The sequence below is a fragment of the Streptomyces sp. NPDC001157 genome (assembly GCF_053598255.1).
The window spans coordinates 439,524-457,476 of the sequence record NZ_JBSFJW010000001.1; the positions used below are offsets into that span (position 1 = coordinate 439,524).

General features: G+C 71.3%; 13 protein-coding genes and 1 pseudogene. 8 read left to right on the top strand and 6 right to left on the bottom strand.

Annotated elements, in window-relative coordinates; genetic code table 11:
• Positions 1 to 2: 2 nt before the first annotated feature.
• Both ACWDAG_RS01985 and ACWDAG_RS01990 read right to left on the bottom strand, forming a co-directional pair.
• Positions 3 to 887 carry an amidohydrolase family protein gene (locus ACWDAG_RS01985; protein ID WP_450693623.1) on the bottom strand — a complete coding sequence of 295 codons (885 nt, stop codon included), beginning with the start codon at positions 885 to 887 and terminating at the stop codon, positions 3 to 5.
• A 3-nt stretch (positions 888 to 890) separates the two neighbouring features.
• Complete coding sequence (locus ACWDAG_RS01990) at positions 891 to 1,808, bottom strand: SDR family NAD(P)-dependent oxidoreductase (protein WP_450693624.1); 918 nt, start codon at positions 1,806 to 1,808, stop codon at positions 891 to 893.
• 188 nt (positions 1,809 to 1,996) lie between these two features.
• Here ACWDAG_RS01990 and ACWDAG_RS01995 point away from each other — a divergent pair, with 188 nt between their 5' ends.
• Both ACWDAG_RS01995 and ACWDAG_RS02000 read left to right on the top strand, forming a co-directional pair.
• Positions 1,997 to 2,422 carry a MarR family winged helix-turn-helix transcriptional regulator gene (locus ACWDAG_RS01995; protein WP_450693939.1) on the top strand — a complete coding sequence of 142 codons (426 nt, stop codon included), beginning with the start codon at positions 1,997 to 1,999 and terminating at the stop codon, positions 2,420 to 2,422.
• Between the two features lie 19 nt (positions 2,423 to 2,441).
• Positions 2,442 to 3,197: an IclR family transcriptional regulator gene (locus ACWDAG_RS02000; RefSeq protein ID WP_450693625.1), complete on the top strand. Its 756-nt coding sequence runs from the start codon at positions 2,442 to 2,444 to the stop codon at positions 3,195 to 3,197.
• Positions 3,198 to 3,204: 7 nt separating this feature from the next.
• Here the strand turns inward: ACWDAG_RS02000 and ACWDAG_RS02005 are convergent, their stop codons facing one another.
• Complete coding sequence (locus ACWDAG_RS02005) at positions 3,205 to 4,503, bottom strand: lipase family protein (protein WP_450693626.1); 1,299 nt, start codon at positions 4,501 to 4,503, stop codon at positions 3,205 to 3,207.
• 322 nt (positions 4,504 to 4,825) lie between these two features.
• On the opposite strand from ACWDAG_RS02005, the gene ACWDAG_RS02010 reads away from it, so the two are divergent.
• Together ACWDAG_RS02010 and ACWDAG_RS02015 are read left to right on the top strand one after the other, a co-directional pair.
• Positions 4,826 to 6,010, top strand: a complete 1,185-nt coding sequence (locus ACWDAG_RS02010; protein ID WP_450693627.1) for a sensor histidine kinase — start codon at positions 4,826 to 4,828, stop codon at positions 6,008 to 6,010.
• Positions 6,007 to 6,675, top strand: coding sequence for a response regulator (locus ACWDAG_RS02015; RefSeq protein WP_450693628.1), 669 nt, complete (start codon positions 6,007 to 6,009; stop codon positions 6,673 to 6,675). Before ACWDAG_RS02010 ends, ACWDAG_RS02015 begins: the two co-directional genes overlap by 4 nt.
• Here ACWDAG_RS02015 and ACWDAG_RS02020 read toward each other — a convergent pair.
• Positions 6,672 to 7,076 carry a VOC family protein gene (locus ACWDAG_RS02020; protein WP_450693629.1) on the bottom strand — a complete coding sequence of 135 codons (405 nt, stop codon included), beginning with the start codon at positions 7,074 to 7,076 and terminating at the stop codon, positions 6,672 to 6,674. The two genes, ACWDAG_RS02015 and ACWDAG_RS02020, sit on opposite strands and share 4 nt — an antisense overlap.
• A gap of 209 nt (positions 7,077 to 7,285) precedes the next feature.
• On the opposite strand from ACWDAG_RS02020, the gene ACWDAG_RS02025 reads away from it, so the two are divergent.
• On the top strand, positions 7,286 to 9,385 hold the full coding sequence (locus ACWDAG_RS02025) for an MMPL family transporter (RefSeq protein WP_450693940.1): 2,100 nt from the start codon (positions 7,286 to 7,288) through the stop codon (positions 9,383 to 9,385).
• A 109-nt stretch (positions 9,386 to 9,494) separates the two neighbouring features.
• On the opposite strand, the gene ACWDAG_RS02030 is transcribed toward ACWDAG_RS02025, so the two are convergent.
• The gene (locus ACWDAG_RS02030) at positions 9,495 to 12,173 is read right to left on the bottom strand and encodes an FAD/NAD(P)-binding protein (protein ID WP_450693630.1); all 2,679 of its coding nucleotides are present in this window, start codon (positions 12,171 to 12,173) and stop codon (positions 9,495 to 9,497) included.
• Positions 12,174 to 12,458: 285 nt separating this feature from the next.
• Here ACWDAG_RS02030 and ACWDAG_RS02035 point away from each other — a divergent pair.
• Both ACWDAG_RS02035 and ACWDAG_RS02040 read left to right on the top strand, forming a co-directional pair.
• Positions 12,459 to 13,012: pseudogene (locus ACWDAG_RS02035) on the top strand (Ig-like domain-containing protein); the annotation flags it as partial.
• Positions 13,013 to 13,288: 276 nt separating this feature from the next.
• Positions 13,289 to 14,674 (top strand): glycoside hydrolase family 16 protein, encoded by a 1,386-nt coding sequence (locus ACWDAG_RS02040; RefSeq protein WP_450693631.1) that lies wholly within the window; start codon positions 13,289 to 13,291, stop codon positions 14,672 to 14,674.
• A gap of 134 nt (positions 14,675 to 14,808) precedes the next feature.
• On the opposite strand, the gene ACWDAG_RS02045 is transcribed toward ACWDAG_RS02040, so the two are convergent.
• The gene (locus ACWDAG_RS02045) at positions 14,809 to 15,720 is read right to left on the bottom strand and encodes a helix-turn-helix domain-containing protein (protein WP_450693632.1); all 912 of its coding nucleotides are present in this window, start codon (positions 15,718 to 15,720) and stop codon (positions 14,809 to 14,811) included.
• A gap of 146 nt (positions 15,721 to 15,866) precedes the next feature.
• Here ACWDAG_RS02045 and tkt point away from each other — a divergent pair, with 146 nt between their 5' ends.
• Complete coding sequence (gene tkt, locus ACWDAG_RS02050) at positions 15,867 to 17,942, top strand: transketolase (protein ID WP_450693633.1); 2,076 nt, start codon at positions 15,867 to 15,869, stop codon at positions 17,940 to 17,942.
• Positions 17,943 to 17,953: the final 11 nt, after the last annotated feature.

Sequence of the window (17,953 nt, forward strand, 5' to 3'; positions counted from 1 at the left end):
CCTTACGGCTTCGTCAGCCCGAGCAGGCGGGCGGCGTTCTCCTTGAGGATCTTCGGCTTGACCTCGTCCTTGATCGACAGCTGCTCGAAGTCGCGGAGCCAGCGGTCGGGGGTGAGGACGGGGAAGTCGGAGCCGAAGAGGACCTTGTCCTTGAGCAGCGTGTTGGCGTACTGCACGAGCTGCGGCGGGAAGTACTTCGGCGACCAGCCGGACAGGTCGATGTGCACGCCCGGCTTGTGTGTGGCGACGGCGAGGGCCTCGTCCTGCCAGGGGAAGGACGGGTGCGCCAGGATGATCTTGAGGTGCGGGAAGTCGGCGGCCACGTCGTCGATGTGGAGCGGGTTGGAGTACTTGAGCCTGATCCCGCCCCCGCCGGGGACTCCCGCGCCGATGCCTGTCTGGCCCGTGTGGAAGAGGGCGATGGTGCCCGTCTCCTCGATCACCTCGTAGAGGTCGTAGGCCACCGCGCGGTCGTTGGGGAAGAAACCCTGGATGCTCGGGTGGAACTTGAAGCCCTTCACCCCGTACTCCTCGACCAGACGGCGGGCCTGCTTCACGCCCGCCTTGCCGCGGAAGGGGTCGATGGAGGCGAAGGGGATGAGGACGTCGGCGTTGGCGGCCGCGGCCTCGGCGACCTCCTCGTTCGGGACGGGCGCGGTTCCGGTCGCGGACTCGGCGTCGACCGTGAAGATCACGGCGGCCATCTTCCGCTCGCGGTAGTAGACGGCCGTCTCCTCCAGGGTGGGCTTCCGCTTGCCCTCGACCTTGAAGTAGGCGGAGGACGCGTCGTGCAGGTCGTCGTCCAGGGAGGAGTGGCCCTTGGAGGAGACCTCCGCGTGGGTGTGGACGTCGATCGCGACGAGTTCCTCGACGTTGAGGGTCGCCATTTCTCAGGCCTCCGGAAACTTCGGGGCGGGGACGCCGACGCTCTGCAGTTCCGCGCCGATCGAGGTGGGGAAGGCGACGGCCAGGGTGTCCGGGGTCCAGCCGCCGTCGGCGTAGGCCGCCTTGATCTCCTGCGGGTGCGACCAGAGTGCCACCTTGTCGCCGCCGATGCCGATGGCCTGGCCGGTGATGCCGCGTGCGGCCTCGGAGGCGAGGAACGGGACGAGCGCCGCGCAGTCCTCGGGGGTGCCGAAGCCCTCGCCCTTGCGCAGGAAGTCCGGGAGGGGTTCGCCGTTCTTCATGGCCTCGATGTACGGGGCGAAGGCGGGGACGGTCTCGGTCATGGCGGTCGCGGCGACGGGCACGATCGCGTTGACGGTGATGTTCGCGCGGCCCAGCTCCATCGACCAGGTGCGGGCGAAGGCGGCGATGCCGGCCTTGGCGGCGGAGTAGTTCGTCTGCCCGAAGTTGCCGCGCTGGCCGGCCGGCGAGCCGACCAGGATGAGGGTGCCGCCCTCGCCCTGCTCGCGCATCCGGACGGCGGCGGCGCGGGCGCAGGTGAAGGTGCCCTTGAGGTGGGTGGTGATCACCGCGTCGAAGTCGTCGTCGGACATCTTCCACAGCACCTTGTCGCGCAGGATGCCGGCGTTGGTGACCAGGATGTCCAGCCGCCCGAACTCCTCGACCGCGCGGTTCACCAGCCGCTCGGCGGCCTCGCTCGTGCCGACCGGGACCACCTCGGCGACGGCGGTGCCGCCCGCCTCGGTGATGGACTTCACGGCCGCCTCGGCCACGGCCTCGTCGACGTCGTTGACGACCACGGAGGCGCCGTGGGCGGCCAGGGCGTGCGCGTAGGCGAGGCCGAGGCCCCGGCCGCTGCCGGTGACGACGGCGACCTTGCCGGTGAGATCGATGCTGGGCACGAGTGGATCCCTTTCGCATGGGGTGCGGCTTCGAGATCGAAGCTAAGAGCAATAATTGTTGACGTCAATAGTTGTTGGCGACCTACGGGTACGTCATGCTGGAATCTCCAGGACGCAACGAGCACAGGGAGCCCGCCATCACACGCCAGCACGCCACCCCGAAGCCCATCGACGTGGACGAGCCGTGGATGCGCGGGCTGCACGCGGACACGGGCTACCTGCTCTACCGCCTGGGCCTGCGCTCCGGGCAGCTGTTCAACGCGTTCCTGCAGGAGTCGGGGGTGCGCCTGCGGCACTACGCGGTGCTGCGCTTCCTCGCCACCTCCGACGGTGCCCTGCAGCGTGAACTCAGCACCCGCCTCGGCTACGACCCGAGTGCGATCGTCGGCCTCGTCGACGACCTGGAGAAGCTGGGCTTCGCCGAGCGCCGCCCCTCCCCCGACGACCGCCGCAGCCGGATCGTCGTCCTCACCGAGGACGGCCGCACCTTCCTGCGCGACACCGACGAGGCGGGCCTGCGCGCGACGAGCGAGCTCTTCGAGCCGCTCGAGCCGGCCGAACGCGAGACGCTGCACGCGCTGCTGCTGCGGATCGCGGAGGACGGACTCGGCTGATGCGGGGAGAGACCCGACCATGACCACCCGCTCCGCGCCAGACCGGCTGCTCGCCGTGCTCGCCGCGTTCGACCACGAGCACCCGGCGCTGTCCCTCACGGACATCAGCCGGCGGGCCGGGCTGACCCTCACCACCGCGCACCGCCTGGTGGGCGCCCTCACCGACTGGGGCGCCCTGGAGCGGGACGGATCCGGCGTCTACCACGTCGGGCTCAGGCTGTGGGAGGTCGCGGCGCTCGCCCCGCGCGGACTGGCGCTGCGGCAGATCGCGCTGCCGTACCTGGAGGACCTGTACGAGGCGACGCACGAGAACGTGCAGTTGGCGGTGCGGGACGGCGGGGAGGTCGTCTACATCGAGTGGATCTCCGGTCGCAGCGCCGTCGGCGTGCACATACGGGTCGGGGCACGCTGGCCGCTGCACGCCACCGGCGTCGGCCTTGCGCTGTTGGCGCACTGTGATCCGGAGCTGCAGGAGGAGTACTGCGCGGGCCCGCTCGCGTCGTTCACGCCGTACACCATCACCGATCCGGCGCAGTTGCGCCGGGTGCTGGCCGAGGTGCGCCGCACGGGAGTCGCGGTGAGCAGCCGGCAGGTCACCGACGACGCCCTGTCGGTGGCGGCCCCGGTGCGCGGGCCGGGCGGGGTCGTGGTCGCCGCCGTGTCGGTGGTGGTGCCGCAAGCCGACGCGCAGGTACCGGTGCTGGCGCCTGCGGTGCGGCTTGCAGCACGCGGCATTTCGCGCGCCCTGGGGTGGCGGCCGACGAAGGAGCCGTAGAGACCGCTCAGCAGTTGCCCCGCATCGGTTTCCCCGCGAACCGGTCGGTGAGCCAGTCGACCGAGTCGCCGATGGCCTGCGGGTCGCCGAGGAGATGGTCGCCGGCGTACGAGGTCCACTGCGTGGCTATCCCCGCGTCGCAGTAGGCGCGGCGCGTGCCCTGGCCGGTGTCGGCGGGGATCACCTCGTCGAGGAGACCGCGGTACTGCAGGACCGGGAAGCCGATCTGGTAGCGGGCCCCGGATCCGGACCGGCCGACGCCGACGCCGAGTTTGTCGGTGTCGGCGACCTCGCCCCAGGTCGTACCGTCGGGGCCGTGCAGGGCGTAGAGCTGGTCGAGGGTGAGCCGGTCCTTGGTGTAGTTCTCGATGTGGGCGCCGGTGAAGCGTGCGACGGTGCCGACCGCGCAGAGCGACTCCGCGTCCTTGATCGCCTCCCGGCCCGTGTCGTTGAGGAGTCCGTCGAACGGCATGTCCGGGTGGGTGACCGACAGGCCGATCACCGCGTCCACCAGGAACCCGGCGAACGCCCCGCCGTTGAGCGAGTTGCCCACCTGCTTCAGGTCGCCCGGCACCCCGCCGGACGCCACACCGGCCACCTTCACCTCGGGGGCGTACGACTTGGCGAGCTGCGCGGCCCACAGACTCCCCGAACCGCCCTCCGAGTAGCCCCAGATCCCGACCTGCGCGTCGGGGCTCACGCCGCTGCCGGGCACCCGTGAGGCGGCGCGTACGACGTCGAGGACCGCGTGTCCGGCGTCGGCGCCGGAGACGTACGGATGGACCTGGCCGTCCAGGTATCCGGCGCCGTCGGTCGCCGCGACCGCGAACCCGGCCTTGAGCAGCGCCGCGATGTTCGGCCCCTCGTAGGCGTCCTGGTACTCGCCGGCGAGTTGCTTGGAGAAGGCGCACTGCGGTCCGATGCCGAGGGTGCCGGGCACGAACGCGACCAGCGGCCGCTCGCCCGGGCCCTGCCATGCCTCGCGGGGCACGATCACCGTGCCGGCGACGACGTCCTTCCTGCCGTGGCCGTCGGTGGAGCCGTACTGCACCTTCCAGGCATGGAACGGGGTGCCGCTTCCCACCATGGGCAGGGAGTCGACCGCACGGCAGGCGACGACCTCGCCCGGGGCGGCGCTCGCGCTCACCGGCGGCCGGTAGATCGCGGCGTCGGGATCGGAACACGCCCCGCTCGTCCCGGCCGTCGCGGTCACGGCCGGAACGGCTAACAGCCCGCCGAGCAGGGCTCCGACCCCGAGGAATACGGCTCTCCGGTTGCGCGGCTTCTTCGAATGGTTCTTCGTCACCTCAGAACGTCCCTTCTGCGTGGTGACCAGGAGCCGCGAGGTTACGGACGAGTAGGTGAGCGCTGATAGTTAAAGGGCGACAAAACGGAGGCGATCCGCTGCGCTCGGCTGACAAAACAGGCCGAACGAAACACCCCTGCGGTTCTGCACCGCCCCATCAGGGGCGCGAGGCACCATCGATGTACGGTTCCGCCGCGCGGGCGCGACCAGCCCCACGGCGCCGCCGGACGACCAACGACCCCGGGGATATCCCTCTCACCGGCGAGGCCCCGCCCAGGGACCCTCGCGATACTGGAACGGCCCCTGCCCCGAGGAGCCGCCCATGTCCCCGCAGTCCTGGTTCACGCAGGCCGCGGCCCGCCTGCGTACGGCGAATCCGTACGCCGTCGACACCGCCCTCGCCGCGCTCGTCCTGTTCGCCGTCTCGCTGCAGTGGCTCTTCCCCGACGAAGGGGACGACCGGCTCACCTGGCAGGGCTGGCTGCTGGGTGCCGCGACGGCCGTGCCGCTGGTGTGGCGGCGGCGGGCGCCGTTCGCGACCGCGTGGGCCGTGTCGGCGGCCACGCCCGCGATGGCGATGTACCACGCGCCACCGCCGAGCGTCCTCTACGGCGGTCTGGTCGTCCTGTACACCGTGGCCGCCCTCACCCCGCCGTGGCAGCGGCGGCTGATGCTGGTGGGCTGGGTGATCGGGGCCACCGTCACCATGCATTTCAAGGAGGACGCGCGGCCCTTCGAGTACGCCTTCCATCTGCTGTCGATCGTCTGCGCCTACGCGCTCGGCACGCTGGCCCGCGTCCAGCGCGCCTACACCGCCGAACTGGAGGACCGGGCCCGGCGGCTGGAGCGGGAGCGCACCGCGGACACCGCGCGGGCCATCGCCCAGGAACGCGCCCGGATCGCCCGCGACATGCACGACATCCTCGCCCACGCGGTGAGTCTGATGGTGGTGCAGGCGGAGGCGGGGCCGGTCGTGGTGCGCAGTGATCCGGAGCGTGCGGAGGCCTCCTTCGACGCCATCGCGACAGCCGGGCGGGACGCGATGACGCAGCTGCGTCGGATCCTCGGGGTGCTCAAGGAGGAGCAGCACAACGGGACTTCGCCGCAGCCGTGCGTCGCGGCCCTCCCCCGGCTTCTGCGCCAGGTCGGCGAATCGGCGGGCCTGCACGTCGAGTTGCGCACCACGGGCCGACCGCACCCCCTGCCCGCGGACGCGGAGGTCGCCGCCTACCGCGTGGTGCAGGAGGCCCTGACCAACACGGTGAAGCATGCGTACGCTGCCTGCGCGACCGTCGAACTCGACTGGACGGAGGACCTGTTGACCCTCACGGTGACCGACGACGGACGGGGCCCGGCGACACCCGGCGGCGGGCACGGCCTGATCGGCATCCGGGAGCGGGCAGCCGCGTGCGGGGGCAGCGCCGAGGCCGGGCGTGCACCGGACGGCGGCTTCCGGGTCGTCGTACGCCTGCCTGCCGCCGCCGACCGTCAGGCGGCCGTCGGGTGAGCATCCGGGTGGTCGTCGCCGACGACCAGGAACTGGTCCGCAGCGGGTTCAGCATGATCCTCGAGGCGCAGCAGGACATCGAGGTGGTCGCCGAGGCCGGGGACGGCGCGGAGGCGGTCGCGGCGGTCCGGCAGCACACGCCGGACGTGCTGCTCCTGGACATCCGGATGCCGGTCATGGACGGCCTGGAGGCGGCCAGACAAGTGTGTGCGCAGTCAGGCTGCAAGGTCGTCATGCTGACGACGTTCGACCTGGACGAGTACGTGTACGAGGCGCTGTACGCGGGCGCCAGCGGCTTCCTCCTCAAGGACGTGCGCCGCGACGACCTGGTGCACGCCGTACGGGTGGTCGCGGCCGGCGACTCCCTTCTCGCGCCGACGGTGACGCGGCGGCTGGTCGCGGACATCGTGCGGCGGCGCCGCGAGCAGGCCGCCGCCGAAGTCACCCCGCAGCGGCTGGACGCCCTGACCGCCCGCGAGGTGGAGACACTGCGGCTGCTGGCCCGCGGCCTGTCCAACGCCGAGATCGCCACGGCCTTCTTCGTGAGCGAGCACACCGTCAAGACCCATGTCAGCAACGTACTGAGCAAGCTGGGGCTCAGGGATCGGGTGCAGGCGGTGATCTGCGCGTACGAGACGGGGCTGGTGACTCCGGGGACCTCCTAGCCGTCCAGTTCCTCGAAGAGGGTCAGTTGGAGGGCGCCCGGAGCTTCGAGCCGGGAGTTCAGGGAGTTCCACGGGGTGCGCGTCGGCTCGGCGAGCACCTCGGCCCCTGCTGCGGCCAGTCGTACCGTGGCGGCGCCGGCGTCGTCGACCTGGAAAGCGACCCGGATGTGCCCGGCGACGCGGTGGCCCACCTCGACGTCGTCGATGAAGGCGGCGTGGTTCGGGTCGGTCAACTCCAGCGTGGCGCGGCCCGCTTCGAGGATGGTGACCCTTCCGTCGGGGGACGAGAAGGCGGCGCGCTCGGGCAGGCCGAGGACGTCACGGTAGAAGCGCAGGGCCTCGTCGTAGTCGGGTGCGGTGACGACGAGACGGAGTTCGCGGACGGCGGGTTCATCGGGCATACGGGCTCCTCCAAGATCGCGGTGGTTCTGCTTCCTCAACTCCTGCTCCCGTGCGGAGGATTCCCGCCGACTCCCTCTCGGGAGTGAGCCGCACGTCTGCATCCCCCGTACGACCGAGGCCTCGAAACCACTCCCTCCGGCGATCCGCCGCACCCCCCGTCGCCACGAATCTGAGGGCAATGAGAACCCTCGACCCGCTGGGAGGGACCGTGCTCTCCACACTCGCCCGGGCAGCGACCCGCCGCCCGCTGACCGTCATCCTGCTGTGGGTGCTCTTCCTGCTGCTCGGCTTCGCGCTCGGGACGGGCGTCTTCGGGCGGCTCTCCGACAACGTGCCCGAGGTACCGGGCACCGAGTCGGAGCGGGCCGCCCAGTACCTGGACCGCGTCGACCCGACGGGGGAGTCGATCACCGCCGTCGTCGCGGGGACCGCCGTCTCCGACCCCGGACTGCGCGACCGGGTCGAGCGGGCCGTGGCCGACGTACGCGGCATCGCCGGTGTCGCCGCCGTCCCGGACCCGTACCGGACCCGCGGTCTGACCGCCGCCGACGGACAGGCCCTGATCGTCCCCGTCACCTTCAAGGGCGGGCTCGGCGACGACGCCGAGGAGAAGGCGGTGGACGCGGCAGCCGACCGCATCAAGCAGATCGACGCGCCCGAGGTCCACGTCAGCGGCGGCCCGTTGCTGGGCAAGCAGCTCGGTGAGCGTGCCCAACAGGACGTGAAGAACGCGGAGTTGATCTCGCTCCCCGTCGTACTCGCCCTGCTGCTCGTCGTGTTCGGCGGACTGCGCGCGGCCGGGCTGCCACTGGTGATCGCGGTGAGCGGGATCGCGGGGGCCTTCCTGGCGCTGTTCGGGTTCAGCCAGGTCACCGACATCTCGGTGTACGCGATCCAGGTGACCACCATGCTGGGCCTCGGACTCGCCGTGGACTACGCCCTGTTGATGCTGGTCCGCTTCCGTGAGGAGCGCCGGAACACCGAGGACGTCGTGGAGGCGGTGCACCGGACGGTCGCCGCGGCCGGGCGCACGGTGCTGTTCTCCGGCCTCACGGTGGCCGTCAGCCTGACCGGTCTGCTCGTCTTCCCCAGCGTGTTCCTGCGCAGCATGGGCCTGGCCGTGGCCGCCGTGGTCGTCATCGACATGCTGGCCGCGCTGACGCTGCTGCCGGCACTGCTGGCGAAGTTCGGCGCGAAGATCGCCCCGGCGAAGACCCGGCCGGAGGGCGAGGAGGGCCGCTTCTTCGCCCGCGTGGCCCGCTTCTCGGCCCGCCACCGCGTCGCCGTCCTGGCCACGGTCGTCCCGGTGCTGCTGGTCCTCGCCCTGCCCGTCACCGGTATGAAGATCGAGATCGGGGACGCCACCCAGTTGCCCACGAGCACCGAGGCACGGCAGTTGTACGACACGGTCGACGCGCACTTCCCGGCGGGCACGGGGGTCTCGCCGGTCACCGTGGTCCTGAAGCCCGGGACGGACTCCGTGACCGCAGGCCGTATCCGCGCCCTCTCTCCGGCCGCGCAGTCCCGCGGACTCCCCGGCGGCGCGACGGTCGTACAACTCCAGCCCTCCGGCCGGGTCGACGGCAAGCGGGCCACCGACCTGGTCAGTCAGGTACGAGACCTGCGCGGCACCGAACCGGTCGAGGTCACCGGGCCCGCCGCCCGCCTGGTCGACTTCCGCGCGATGCTCTCCGACCGGGCGCCCTGGGCCGCCCTGACCGTGCTGGCCGGCATCTTCGTCCTGCTCTTCGCGTTCACGGGTTCGGTGCTGATCCCGCTGCGCACGATCCTGACGACGCTGCTGAGCCTGGGTGCGGCACTCGGCGTGGTGGTGTGGGTCTTCCAGGACGGCCACCTGGCCGGCGCGCTGGGCGCCGAGGGGCTGGGCGCGCTGAGCCTGACCGCACCGCCCCTGATCGTCGCGATCGCCTTCGGACTGGCCATGGACTACGAGCTGTTCATCCTGGCCCGGATGCGGGAGGCACGGCGCCTGACCGGGGACGACCAAGAGGCCGTGGTGACCGGTCTGCGCCGCTCCGGCCGCGTGGTCACCTGCGCCGCCCTGCTCCTGGCCGTCGTCTTCGGCGCCTTCATGACGGGCGGCTTCTCCCCCATCCTCCAGATCGGCCTCGGCCTCACCCTCGCGGTCCTGATCGACGCGACGATCGTACGCATGCTGCTGGTTCCGGCGACGATGACGCTGCTGGGCCGCCGGGCGTGGTGGGCGCCGAAGCCGTTGCGGCGGCTTCATGACCGCTTCGGCTTGCGTGAAGAGCCAACGGAACAGCCGGAGTTGGTAAGCCACTGACCTGGGTCAGCTACCCCGCGCCCCTTTCAGGGGCGCGGGGAACTGCGCGACCAGCCACGACGAAGCCCCTGACGCTCAACGACCCATCGCGGCACATCCCTCCGCGCTCCTACGCAGGCAAACCCGCCCGCATCCGCCGATCCCGCGGCGCCTCCTTCCGCTCCAGGCGGGTGTCCAGCAGTCGACGCGCGGCGTCACTCCGCCCCGCCGCCACCAGCGCATACAGCAGCGTCTCCTCGACAACCTCCCGCTGGGCGGCACTGCCGCCAACCCGCCGCAGCACCGGCAGCAGCGCATCAAGGCCCCGGGCGGCGTCCTGGAACCGCTCCTCGACCAACGCGGCGAACGCCTCGCACAACGGCACAATCACCTCCCGCTGCACCTCGTCCGCCCCGGCGGCATGGTCCCGCAGCCGATGCAACGCCGCCAGATCCCCCGCAGAGGCCAGCGCCACAGCGGCATGCAGCGCGGTGAAGGCGGTCGCCGGACGTTCCAGGACGTCCAGGGCGACCGTGTCCAGGACATCCCCGGCGGGCAGCTCACCCCGCCAGCAGTCACTCAGCCGGGCCCGCCACAGCAGCGACCCCGAGTCGACCAGCGCCCGCACCCCGGTCACCACCCGCCCCGGTGCAAGCTGCGCGAACCAGCGCCTGCGCACCGCCGCCGGGTCGTCGAGGGCGAGTTCGTGCAGGGCGATGTGCCAGGAGAAGTGGGCCCGGTGGACGGCGCCCCGGCCCTGCCCGGACACCCAGCCGTCCAGCCAGTCGCGGCCCGCCTCGTGCACGCCCGACTCGTAGTGGACGTGGGCGAGGGCGTGCACGGCATGTCCGGAGGCCGGTTCGACCCCCAAAGCCCGGTGGGCGAGTTCACCGGCCTCGTGCAGCCGGCCCTGCTCCTGCCGGAGGAAGGCGAGCAGCGAGGTGTGGAACCAGTGGCCGTCGTAGGCCGGAGACGTCCGCTCGACCAGCCGCAGCGCGTGGTCGCCGTCGAGGTCGGTGACGCCGGAGAAGGCGATGGTGGGCACGGCTGCGGCCAGCGCGAGCGCGTCGGCGGGGTACGCGTCGAGGTGGCGTACGAGGGCCGTGTCGCCGTCGTCGCCGTGCACCCGGCGCGTGACCACCTCCACGAAGGAGCGCTCCCGCTCGTCGGCGTGTTCGCGCGCGGAGCGCTGCGCCTCGGCCAGTGCCCGCGGTACGTCCACGGCGGCGCCGCACTCGTGGCCGAGCAGGGCGAGGGCCGCGTGGCCGAGAGCGAACCCGGGGTCGAGGGCCACGGCTCGGGCGAAGGCGTCCTCGGCGCCGGCGCGGACCTTGAGGACCCGGTTGAGGCCGGTGCGGTAGGCGGCGGCCGCCTCGGCGTGGGTGGAGAGGGCGAGTCCGTGTCCGTCGACGGGACGGCGGGAGGGACGGGGCCTGCCCGTCCTCCCCGTCAGCGGGGCGAGCAACCGCCCTGCCAGGGCTGCCGCCTGGACGCGTATCTCGGGGATCGCGGTCGTCTCCCACAGTTCGCCGCGGCGCGGGGCGCCCAGCGTGAACAGCGGGCGGTCGGCGCGGCCTTCCGAGTCCAGCAGCCGCCCGTCGCGGGTGGCCACGCCCATGCCGAGCGGGCCGGGGACCGCGGCCCCGGACGTGAACAGGGAGCGCCACAGGGGGTCGTCGAACCGTCGACCCGGTCCGGTGCAGTCGATCACCCAACCGACTTGCACCGTACGGCCGTTGGAGAGGGTGACCTTGAGTGAGCCGTCGCGCTCGACCGCGTCCGTCACCGCGCCGGTGTGGACGGTGAGCCGCCGGGCCGTACGGGCCCGGGCGACGGACTCGGCGGTGGCGGGGGCCATGCGGTGCCGGTGGGTGTTCCACAGGGCGCCCTCACGGGCGAGGAACTCGGCCCGGTCCTCCGGGGTGAGGCTCTCCCAGAGGCGGGCGGTGTGCGGGCGCAGGCTGTCGAGGGCGGGGCGCCAGTCCCCGTGGGTGCGTACGGAGCGGCTGATATGGCGGTAGACGGCCCTGCGCAGCCGGCCCAGGGAGGCCTCGTCGAGGCCCTCGGGCGCGTCCATCGGGCCGGCCGGGGTGAGGGCGTGCGGCTGCGGCAGCAGGCCGCTGCGGGAGAGGGCGTGGACGGTGCGGCCGGGACGGTCGAGGGTGAGGGCGAGGTCCACGGCCGTCAGTCCGGTGCCGACGAGGAGGACGTCGGCGGTGTCGGAGAGCGGGCCGTCCAGCGCGCCGGCGGCCCAGGGCGCGGCGACGAAACGGGCCGAGGTGCGCAGGGCGGGCGGGACCCAGGTCGCGGAGGGTGCGGCGGGACCGGTGGCGAGAATCGCGCTGTCGACGGTGAGGTGTCCTCCGTCGGCGAGCCCGAGTTCCAGCCGGCCATCGGGGGTGCCGGTGCAGCTCTCGGCGCGGGTGCGCAGCCGTCGTACCGTCACCGTGCCCTGAGCCCGGACGATGGCCTGCGCGAGGGTGTCGGCGAGATAGGCGCCGTAGCGGTAGCGGGTGGCGAAGTCGGCCGCGGTGACGGACGGTTCGCCGTGGCGGCACAGCCAGCGGGTGAAGTGGCCGGGGTCGTCGGGGTAGCAACTCATGCCGCCCGCGGGCACGTTGAGGCGGTGGCGCGGGTCGCGCGTGGCGTACGCGGTGCCGCGGCCCGCCTCCGGGGCCGGGTCGACGAGGACGAGGCCGAGGGGTGTCCGGCGGCGCGTCGCCGTCTCGCAGAGCTGGACTGCGGTCAGTGTGCCCGCCGCGCCCGCTCCGACGACGGCCACGGTGTGCGGCTCGCGGACTTCGGTCACGTATACCTCCGGCTGTGGTCGGTCGTTCCTCGTTTCCCACTTATTCCGATCGGGAAGATGGGAAAGTCCTGCTCGTGGTGCGTACCTCACCCGGCGTTCAGAGCACCGAACGAGACGCTCATACTCTGTTCACAATCCCGAGGGCTGAGACAACCGTGGTTTCGGGCCTTCTCCGGACGACTCCTCGCCGGAATCTCAGGAATCGGCCCGGAAATTCAAAGGATCAACAAATCTACGCGGCGCAGGATGCACCCGGAAAAGGTGGATATCCCAGAAAGGCCTGCCGTGGGCGCCTCGCACATGGCGAACCGGTCGGAGCAGCAGTCGCAGAGGTGGTGCCGGCGCGGACGGCTCACCGTGCTCGGCGCGGCACCGGCCGCCGCCGGCTGACGGGCTGCAGCGGCTCGGGAGTGCCTCGGACGGGACGGCGAGGGCCGCCGCGCCCGCGAAGGCCGCGGCGAAGAAGCCCACCGTCTCGGTCACGCCCGCCGACGGCACCAGAAAGGCCCCATTCACCAGCACCGTCGAGGTGACGGTCACCCCACAAGGCGGCGCCGCGGCACAGACGGCGACCTTCACCACGAGATCGCCCGGCGAGGCCTTCGTCGGCTATTTTCACGCCCGAGGCGGGCTCCACCTCCGGCGTCGGCATGCCCGTGTCGATCAACTTCACGCACACCGTGCGGGACCGGGCCGCCGTCCAGAGAGCCATCACCGTCGAGGGCTCGAACGGCGTCCACGGCGTACAGAACAAGGACGTCACCTTCCACATCGGCCGCGCCCAGATCAGCACGGTCGACCTCTCGACCGAGGAGATGGTGGTCGAGCGGGACGGTCAGCGGCGGCAACGCCCAGCGGGACGAGGACCGTCGACCCGACCAACGGGCTGAACGGCTGGAATCTGTCGTGGTCGCAGTGGAAGGCGGGGAGCGCGCTTTAGCACGTTTGCACCGTTCAGGGGGTGAACTTCAGCGCCCGGAAACGACTTTCCTTGCTTTAACTCTTGACGGTCCAGGTGACGGAGAGGACATTGGGCCCACTTTGAGAGCGCTCTCAACACCGCTCCCAGTACCGCACCCGCAGCCCATCACCCCGTCCCCCGGGAGGCACCCCCCATGAGTGCAACCTCCGGCATACCCAGACGGCGACGCGCGCTCCTCGCCGTACTCAGCACGCTCGGCCTGGCGGCCGTGCTCGCCACGGCCGCCACCCAGTCCGCCGACGCCTCGGCACCCGCACCCCCGTCGGGCTGGACGCAGCTCTTCCTCGACGACTTCAACGGCTCGGCCGGAACCGCCGTCAGCACCTCCAACTGGCAGTACGACACCGGGACTTCGTACCCCGGCGGCGCGGCCAACTGGGGCACCGGCGAGGTCGAGACGATGACGAACAGCACGAGCAACGTCTCACTCGACGGCAGCGGCAATCTCCGCATCACCCCGCTGCGCGACTCCGCGGGCAACTGGACGTCGGGCCGTATCGAGACCAACCGCACCGACTTCCAGCCCCCCGCCGGCGGCAAGCTGCGCGTCGAGGCCCGCCTCCAGATGCCCAACGTCAGCGGCGACGCGGGCGCGGGCTACTGGCCGGCGTTCTGGATGCTGGGCGCCCCCTATCGCGGCAACTACCAGAACTGGCCGAGCGTCGGCGAGCTGGACATCATGGAGAACGTCCAGGGCATCAACAAGGTCTGGGCGACGATGCACTGCGGCACCAACCCGGGCGGCGCGTGCAACGAGACGACGGGCCTCGGCAATTCGACGGCGTGCCCGGGCACCACCTGCCAGTCGGGCTTCCACACCTACACGATGGAGTGGGACCGCTCGGTCAGCCCCGAGGCGATCCGCTTCTACGTCGACGGCGTCAACTACCAGACCGTCACGGCCAGCCAGATGGATGCCACGACCTGGGCCAACGCCACCAACCACGGCTTCTTCGTCATTCTGAACGTGGCGATGGGCGGCGCCTTCCCGGCCGCGTTCGGCGGCGGCCCGACCGGCGCGACGGAGCCCGGTCACCCGATGCTCGTGGACTACGTCCAGGTCCTGTCGAGCGGCGGAAGCACGACCACACCCCCGCCCTCCGGCAACCGTGACGCCTACGGCGCCATCCAGGCGGAGTCGTACGACAGCCAGTCCGGCACCGCCACGGAGAGCACCTCCGACACCGGCGGCGGCCAGGACATCGGCTCCCTGGCCAACGGCGACTGGGCCCTCTACAAGGGCGTCAACTTCGGCTCCACGGCAGCCACACAGTTCTACGCACGCGTGGCGAGCGGCGCCGCGTCCGGGGTGAGCGGCCTGGTCGAGGTACGCCTGGACAGCCGCACCGCCACACCGATCGGCAGCTTCGCCCTCGCCAACACGGGCGGCTGGCAGTCCTGGAAGACGGTCCCGGCCAACATCAGCGCGGTGACCGGCACCCACGACGTCTACCTGACCTTCACCAGCGGCCAGTCGTCGGACTTCGTCAACGTGAACTGGTTCGACTTCGGCCACTGACAGGACTCACAACGCTGCCCCGCGGGGATTCGCCCGTGGGGCAGCGCCCCAAAGGGGCGCGGGGAGCTGCGCGACCAGCCACGAACTGCCCGCAGACCGTAGACGGCCCGACCCCCCGGCGGCGGAGCCGCACTTCACCGAAGCTCCGCACGGAACGCCGCCGGCGTCACATCCGTGTGCTGATGAAAGAACTTCGAGAAGTTCGCGGCGTCGGGAAACCCGACAGCCACCCCCACCCGCCCGATAGGCATATCGGTATGGGCCAGCAACCGCTTCGCCTCCAGAATCACCCGCTTGTCGATGAACCCCTTGGGAGTCTCGCCGGTGGCGGCACGGACCGCGCGGACGAGGGTCCGCCGGGAGTAGCCGAGGGAGTCGGCGTAGGCGCTGACGCTGTGATTGGTCGCGAAGTTCTTCTCCACGGCGTCCCGGAACAGGGTGAACGTCGTGTCCGACTGACGGCGGACCGCCTCCGCCGAACTGGCCGCCAGATGCGCCAGCCGCAGCAGGAAGGCCGTGAGGGCGTGCCGCAGCACGGCGGTGTGCAGGCTGAGCGGCAGGGTCATGGTGTCCTCGTACTCGCGTTGCAGCTGGGCGAGGGCCGACTTCAGAGCCGTCAGCCGGGCCTGATCGGGGTGGAGCAGGGGCGGCAGGTCGTAGCGGTAGAGGCCGGTCGCCTCCACCGTGGCGCGGGGCAGGAAGCCGGGCTGCATGGCCAGGACGGTTCCGCGGTACTCGCTCGCTTTCGAGAAGCGGTGGACCTGGCCGGGGCGGATCCACAGCACGTCGCCGGGCGAGGCCTCGTACTCCGCGAAGTCGATCATGTGGCGGACGGGGCCGTCGTCGAAGAACATCACGACGTGGAAGTCGATCCGGTGCACACGCTCCAGTGGCGCCGCCCCCTCGGCGTGCCAGGTGCGATCGGTCCCCATCGGGCCGACTCGCATGCCGACACCGCCCAGACTCAGCTCGACCGGGAAAGGGAACGTTCGGATGCCGTCCACCCCGCCGTCACCGTCTCCACCTTGGATGGTTCTGCCCGCCATGTCCTGCTCGCGCCGCCTCGATCGTGCCGTCGGTGTCCCACTTTCACCACAGGCTGACACACAGCGACCTTCCCGTTTAAAAGTCAGACTTTTAAGTTTGAACGCATCAGAGCAGTCAAGCCGCTTCGATCGAGGACTTCTTGAAGATGAGTACGCAGACACCGGACAGCTTCGAATGGACCGACCTCGACCGGCGTGCCGTCGACACCGCCCGTCTGCTCGCGGCCGACGCCGTGCAGAAGGTGGGCAACGGCCACCCGGGCACGGCGATGAGCCTGGCCCCGGCCGCGTACACGATCTTTCAGAAGGTGATGCGTCACGATCCCGCTGACCCCGAGTGGACCGGCCGGGATCGTTTCGTTCTCTCCCCCGGCCACACCTCGCTGACCCTCTACACGCAGCTGTTCCTCGCCGGGTACGAGGTCGAGCTCGATGACCTGAAGGCGTTCCGTACGCACGGTTCCAAGACGCCCGGCCACCCCGAGTACGGCCACACCGCCGGCGTCGAGACCACCACGGGGCCGCTCGGCCAGGGCGTCGCCAACGCCGTCGGCATGGCGATGGCCGCCCGCTACGAGCGCGGCCTGTTCGACCCGGAGGCCCCCGAGGGCACCTCCCCCTTCGACCACACCATCTGGGCGATCGTCTCCGACGGCGACCTGGAGGAGGGCGTCTCCGCCGAGGCCTCCTCGCTCGCCGGTCACCAGAAGCTGGGCAACCTGGTCTTCCTCTACGACGACAACCACATCTCCATCGAGGGCGACACCGCGACCGCGTTCTCCGAGGACGTGCTGAAGCGGTACGAGGCCTACGGCTGGCATGTCCAGCGCGTCGAGCCCTCCCTGGGCGGCGACATCGACGTATCGGCCCTGTACGCGGCCCTCAGGGCAGCGCAGGCCGAGACCGAGCGCCCCTCCATCATCGCGATGCGCACGATCATCGCCTGGCCCGCCCCGAACGCGCAGAACACCGAGGCCTCCCACGGCTCCGCGCTCGGCGCCGACGAGATCGCCGCCACAAAGCGCATCCTGGGCTTCGACCCCGAGCAGTCCTTCCAGGTCGACGCCGACGTCCTCGCCCACGCCCGTGAGGCCCTCGACCGCGGTGCCGAGGCGCACGCCGCCTGGGACAAGCAGATCGACAAGTGGCGCGGGGCCAACCCCGAGCGCGCCGAGCTGTTCGACCGGATCGTCGCCGGCCAGCTGCCCGAGGGCTGGGAGGACGCCCTGCCGGTCTTCGAGGAGGGCAAGGCGGTCGCCACCCGCGCCGCCTCCGGCAAGGTGCTGCAGTCGCTCGGCGCGATCGTCCCCGAGCTGTGGGGCGGCTCCGCCGACCTCGCCGGCTCGAACAACACCACCATCGACAAGACGTCGTCCTTCCTGCCGAAGGGCAACCCGCTCCCGGAGGCCGACCCGTACGGCCGTACCGTCCACTTCGGCATCCGCGAGTTCTCGATGGCCGCCGAGATGAACGGCATCGCGCTGCACGGCAACACCCGTGTCTACGGCGGCACCTTCCTGGTGTTCTCCGACTACATGCGCAACGCGGTGCGGATGTCGGCCCTCATGCAGCTGCCGGTGACGTACGTCTGGACCCACGACTCCATCGGCCTCGGCGAGGACGGGCCGACCCACCAGCCGGTCGAGCACCTGGCCTCCCTGCGCGCCATCCCGGGCCTGAACATCGTCCGCCCGGCCGACGCCAACGAGACCGCCATCGCCTGGGGCGAGATCCTCAAGCGGCACGCCACCAACCCGGCCCCGCACGGCCTCGCCCTCACCCGCCAGGGCGTCCCGACCTACGCGCCCAACCCGGATGCGGCGAAGGGCGGTTACGTCCTCAAGGAGTCCTCGAAGGAGACCCCGGACGTCGTCCTGATCGCCACCGGCTCCGAGGTGCAGCTCGCCGTCGCGGCGCGTGAGCAGCTGGAGGCCGAGGGGATCGGCACGCGGGTCGTGTCGATGCCGTCCGTGGAGTGGTTCGAGGAGCAGCCGCGGGAGTACCGCGAGCGCGTCCTTCCGCCGTCCGTGCGAGCCCGTGTCGCCGTGGAGGCCGGTATCGGTCTGACGTGGTACCGGTTCACAGGTGACGCAGGACGCATCGTCTCCCTTGAGCACTTCGGCGCCTCCGCCGACGCCAAGACCCTGTTCGCCGAGTTCGGCTTCACCCCCGAGAACGTCGCCGCCGCAGCCAAGGAATCCCTGGCCGCCGCCCGCGGTTGATCCGATCGCCA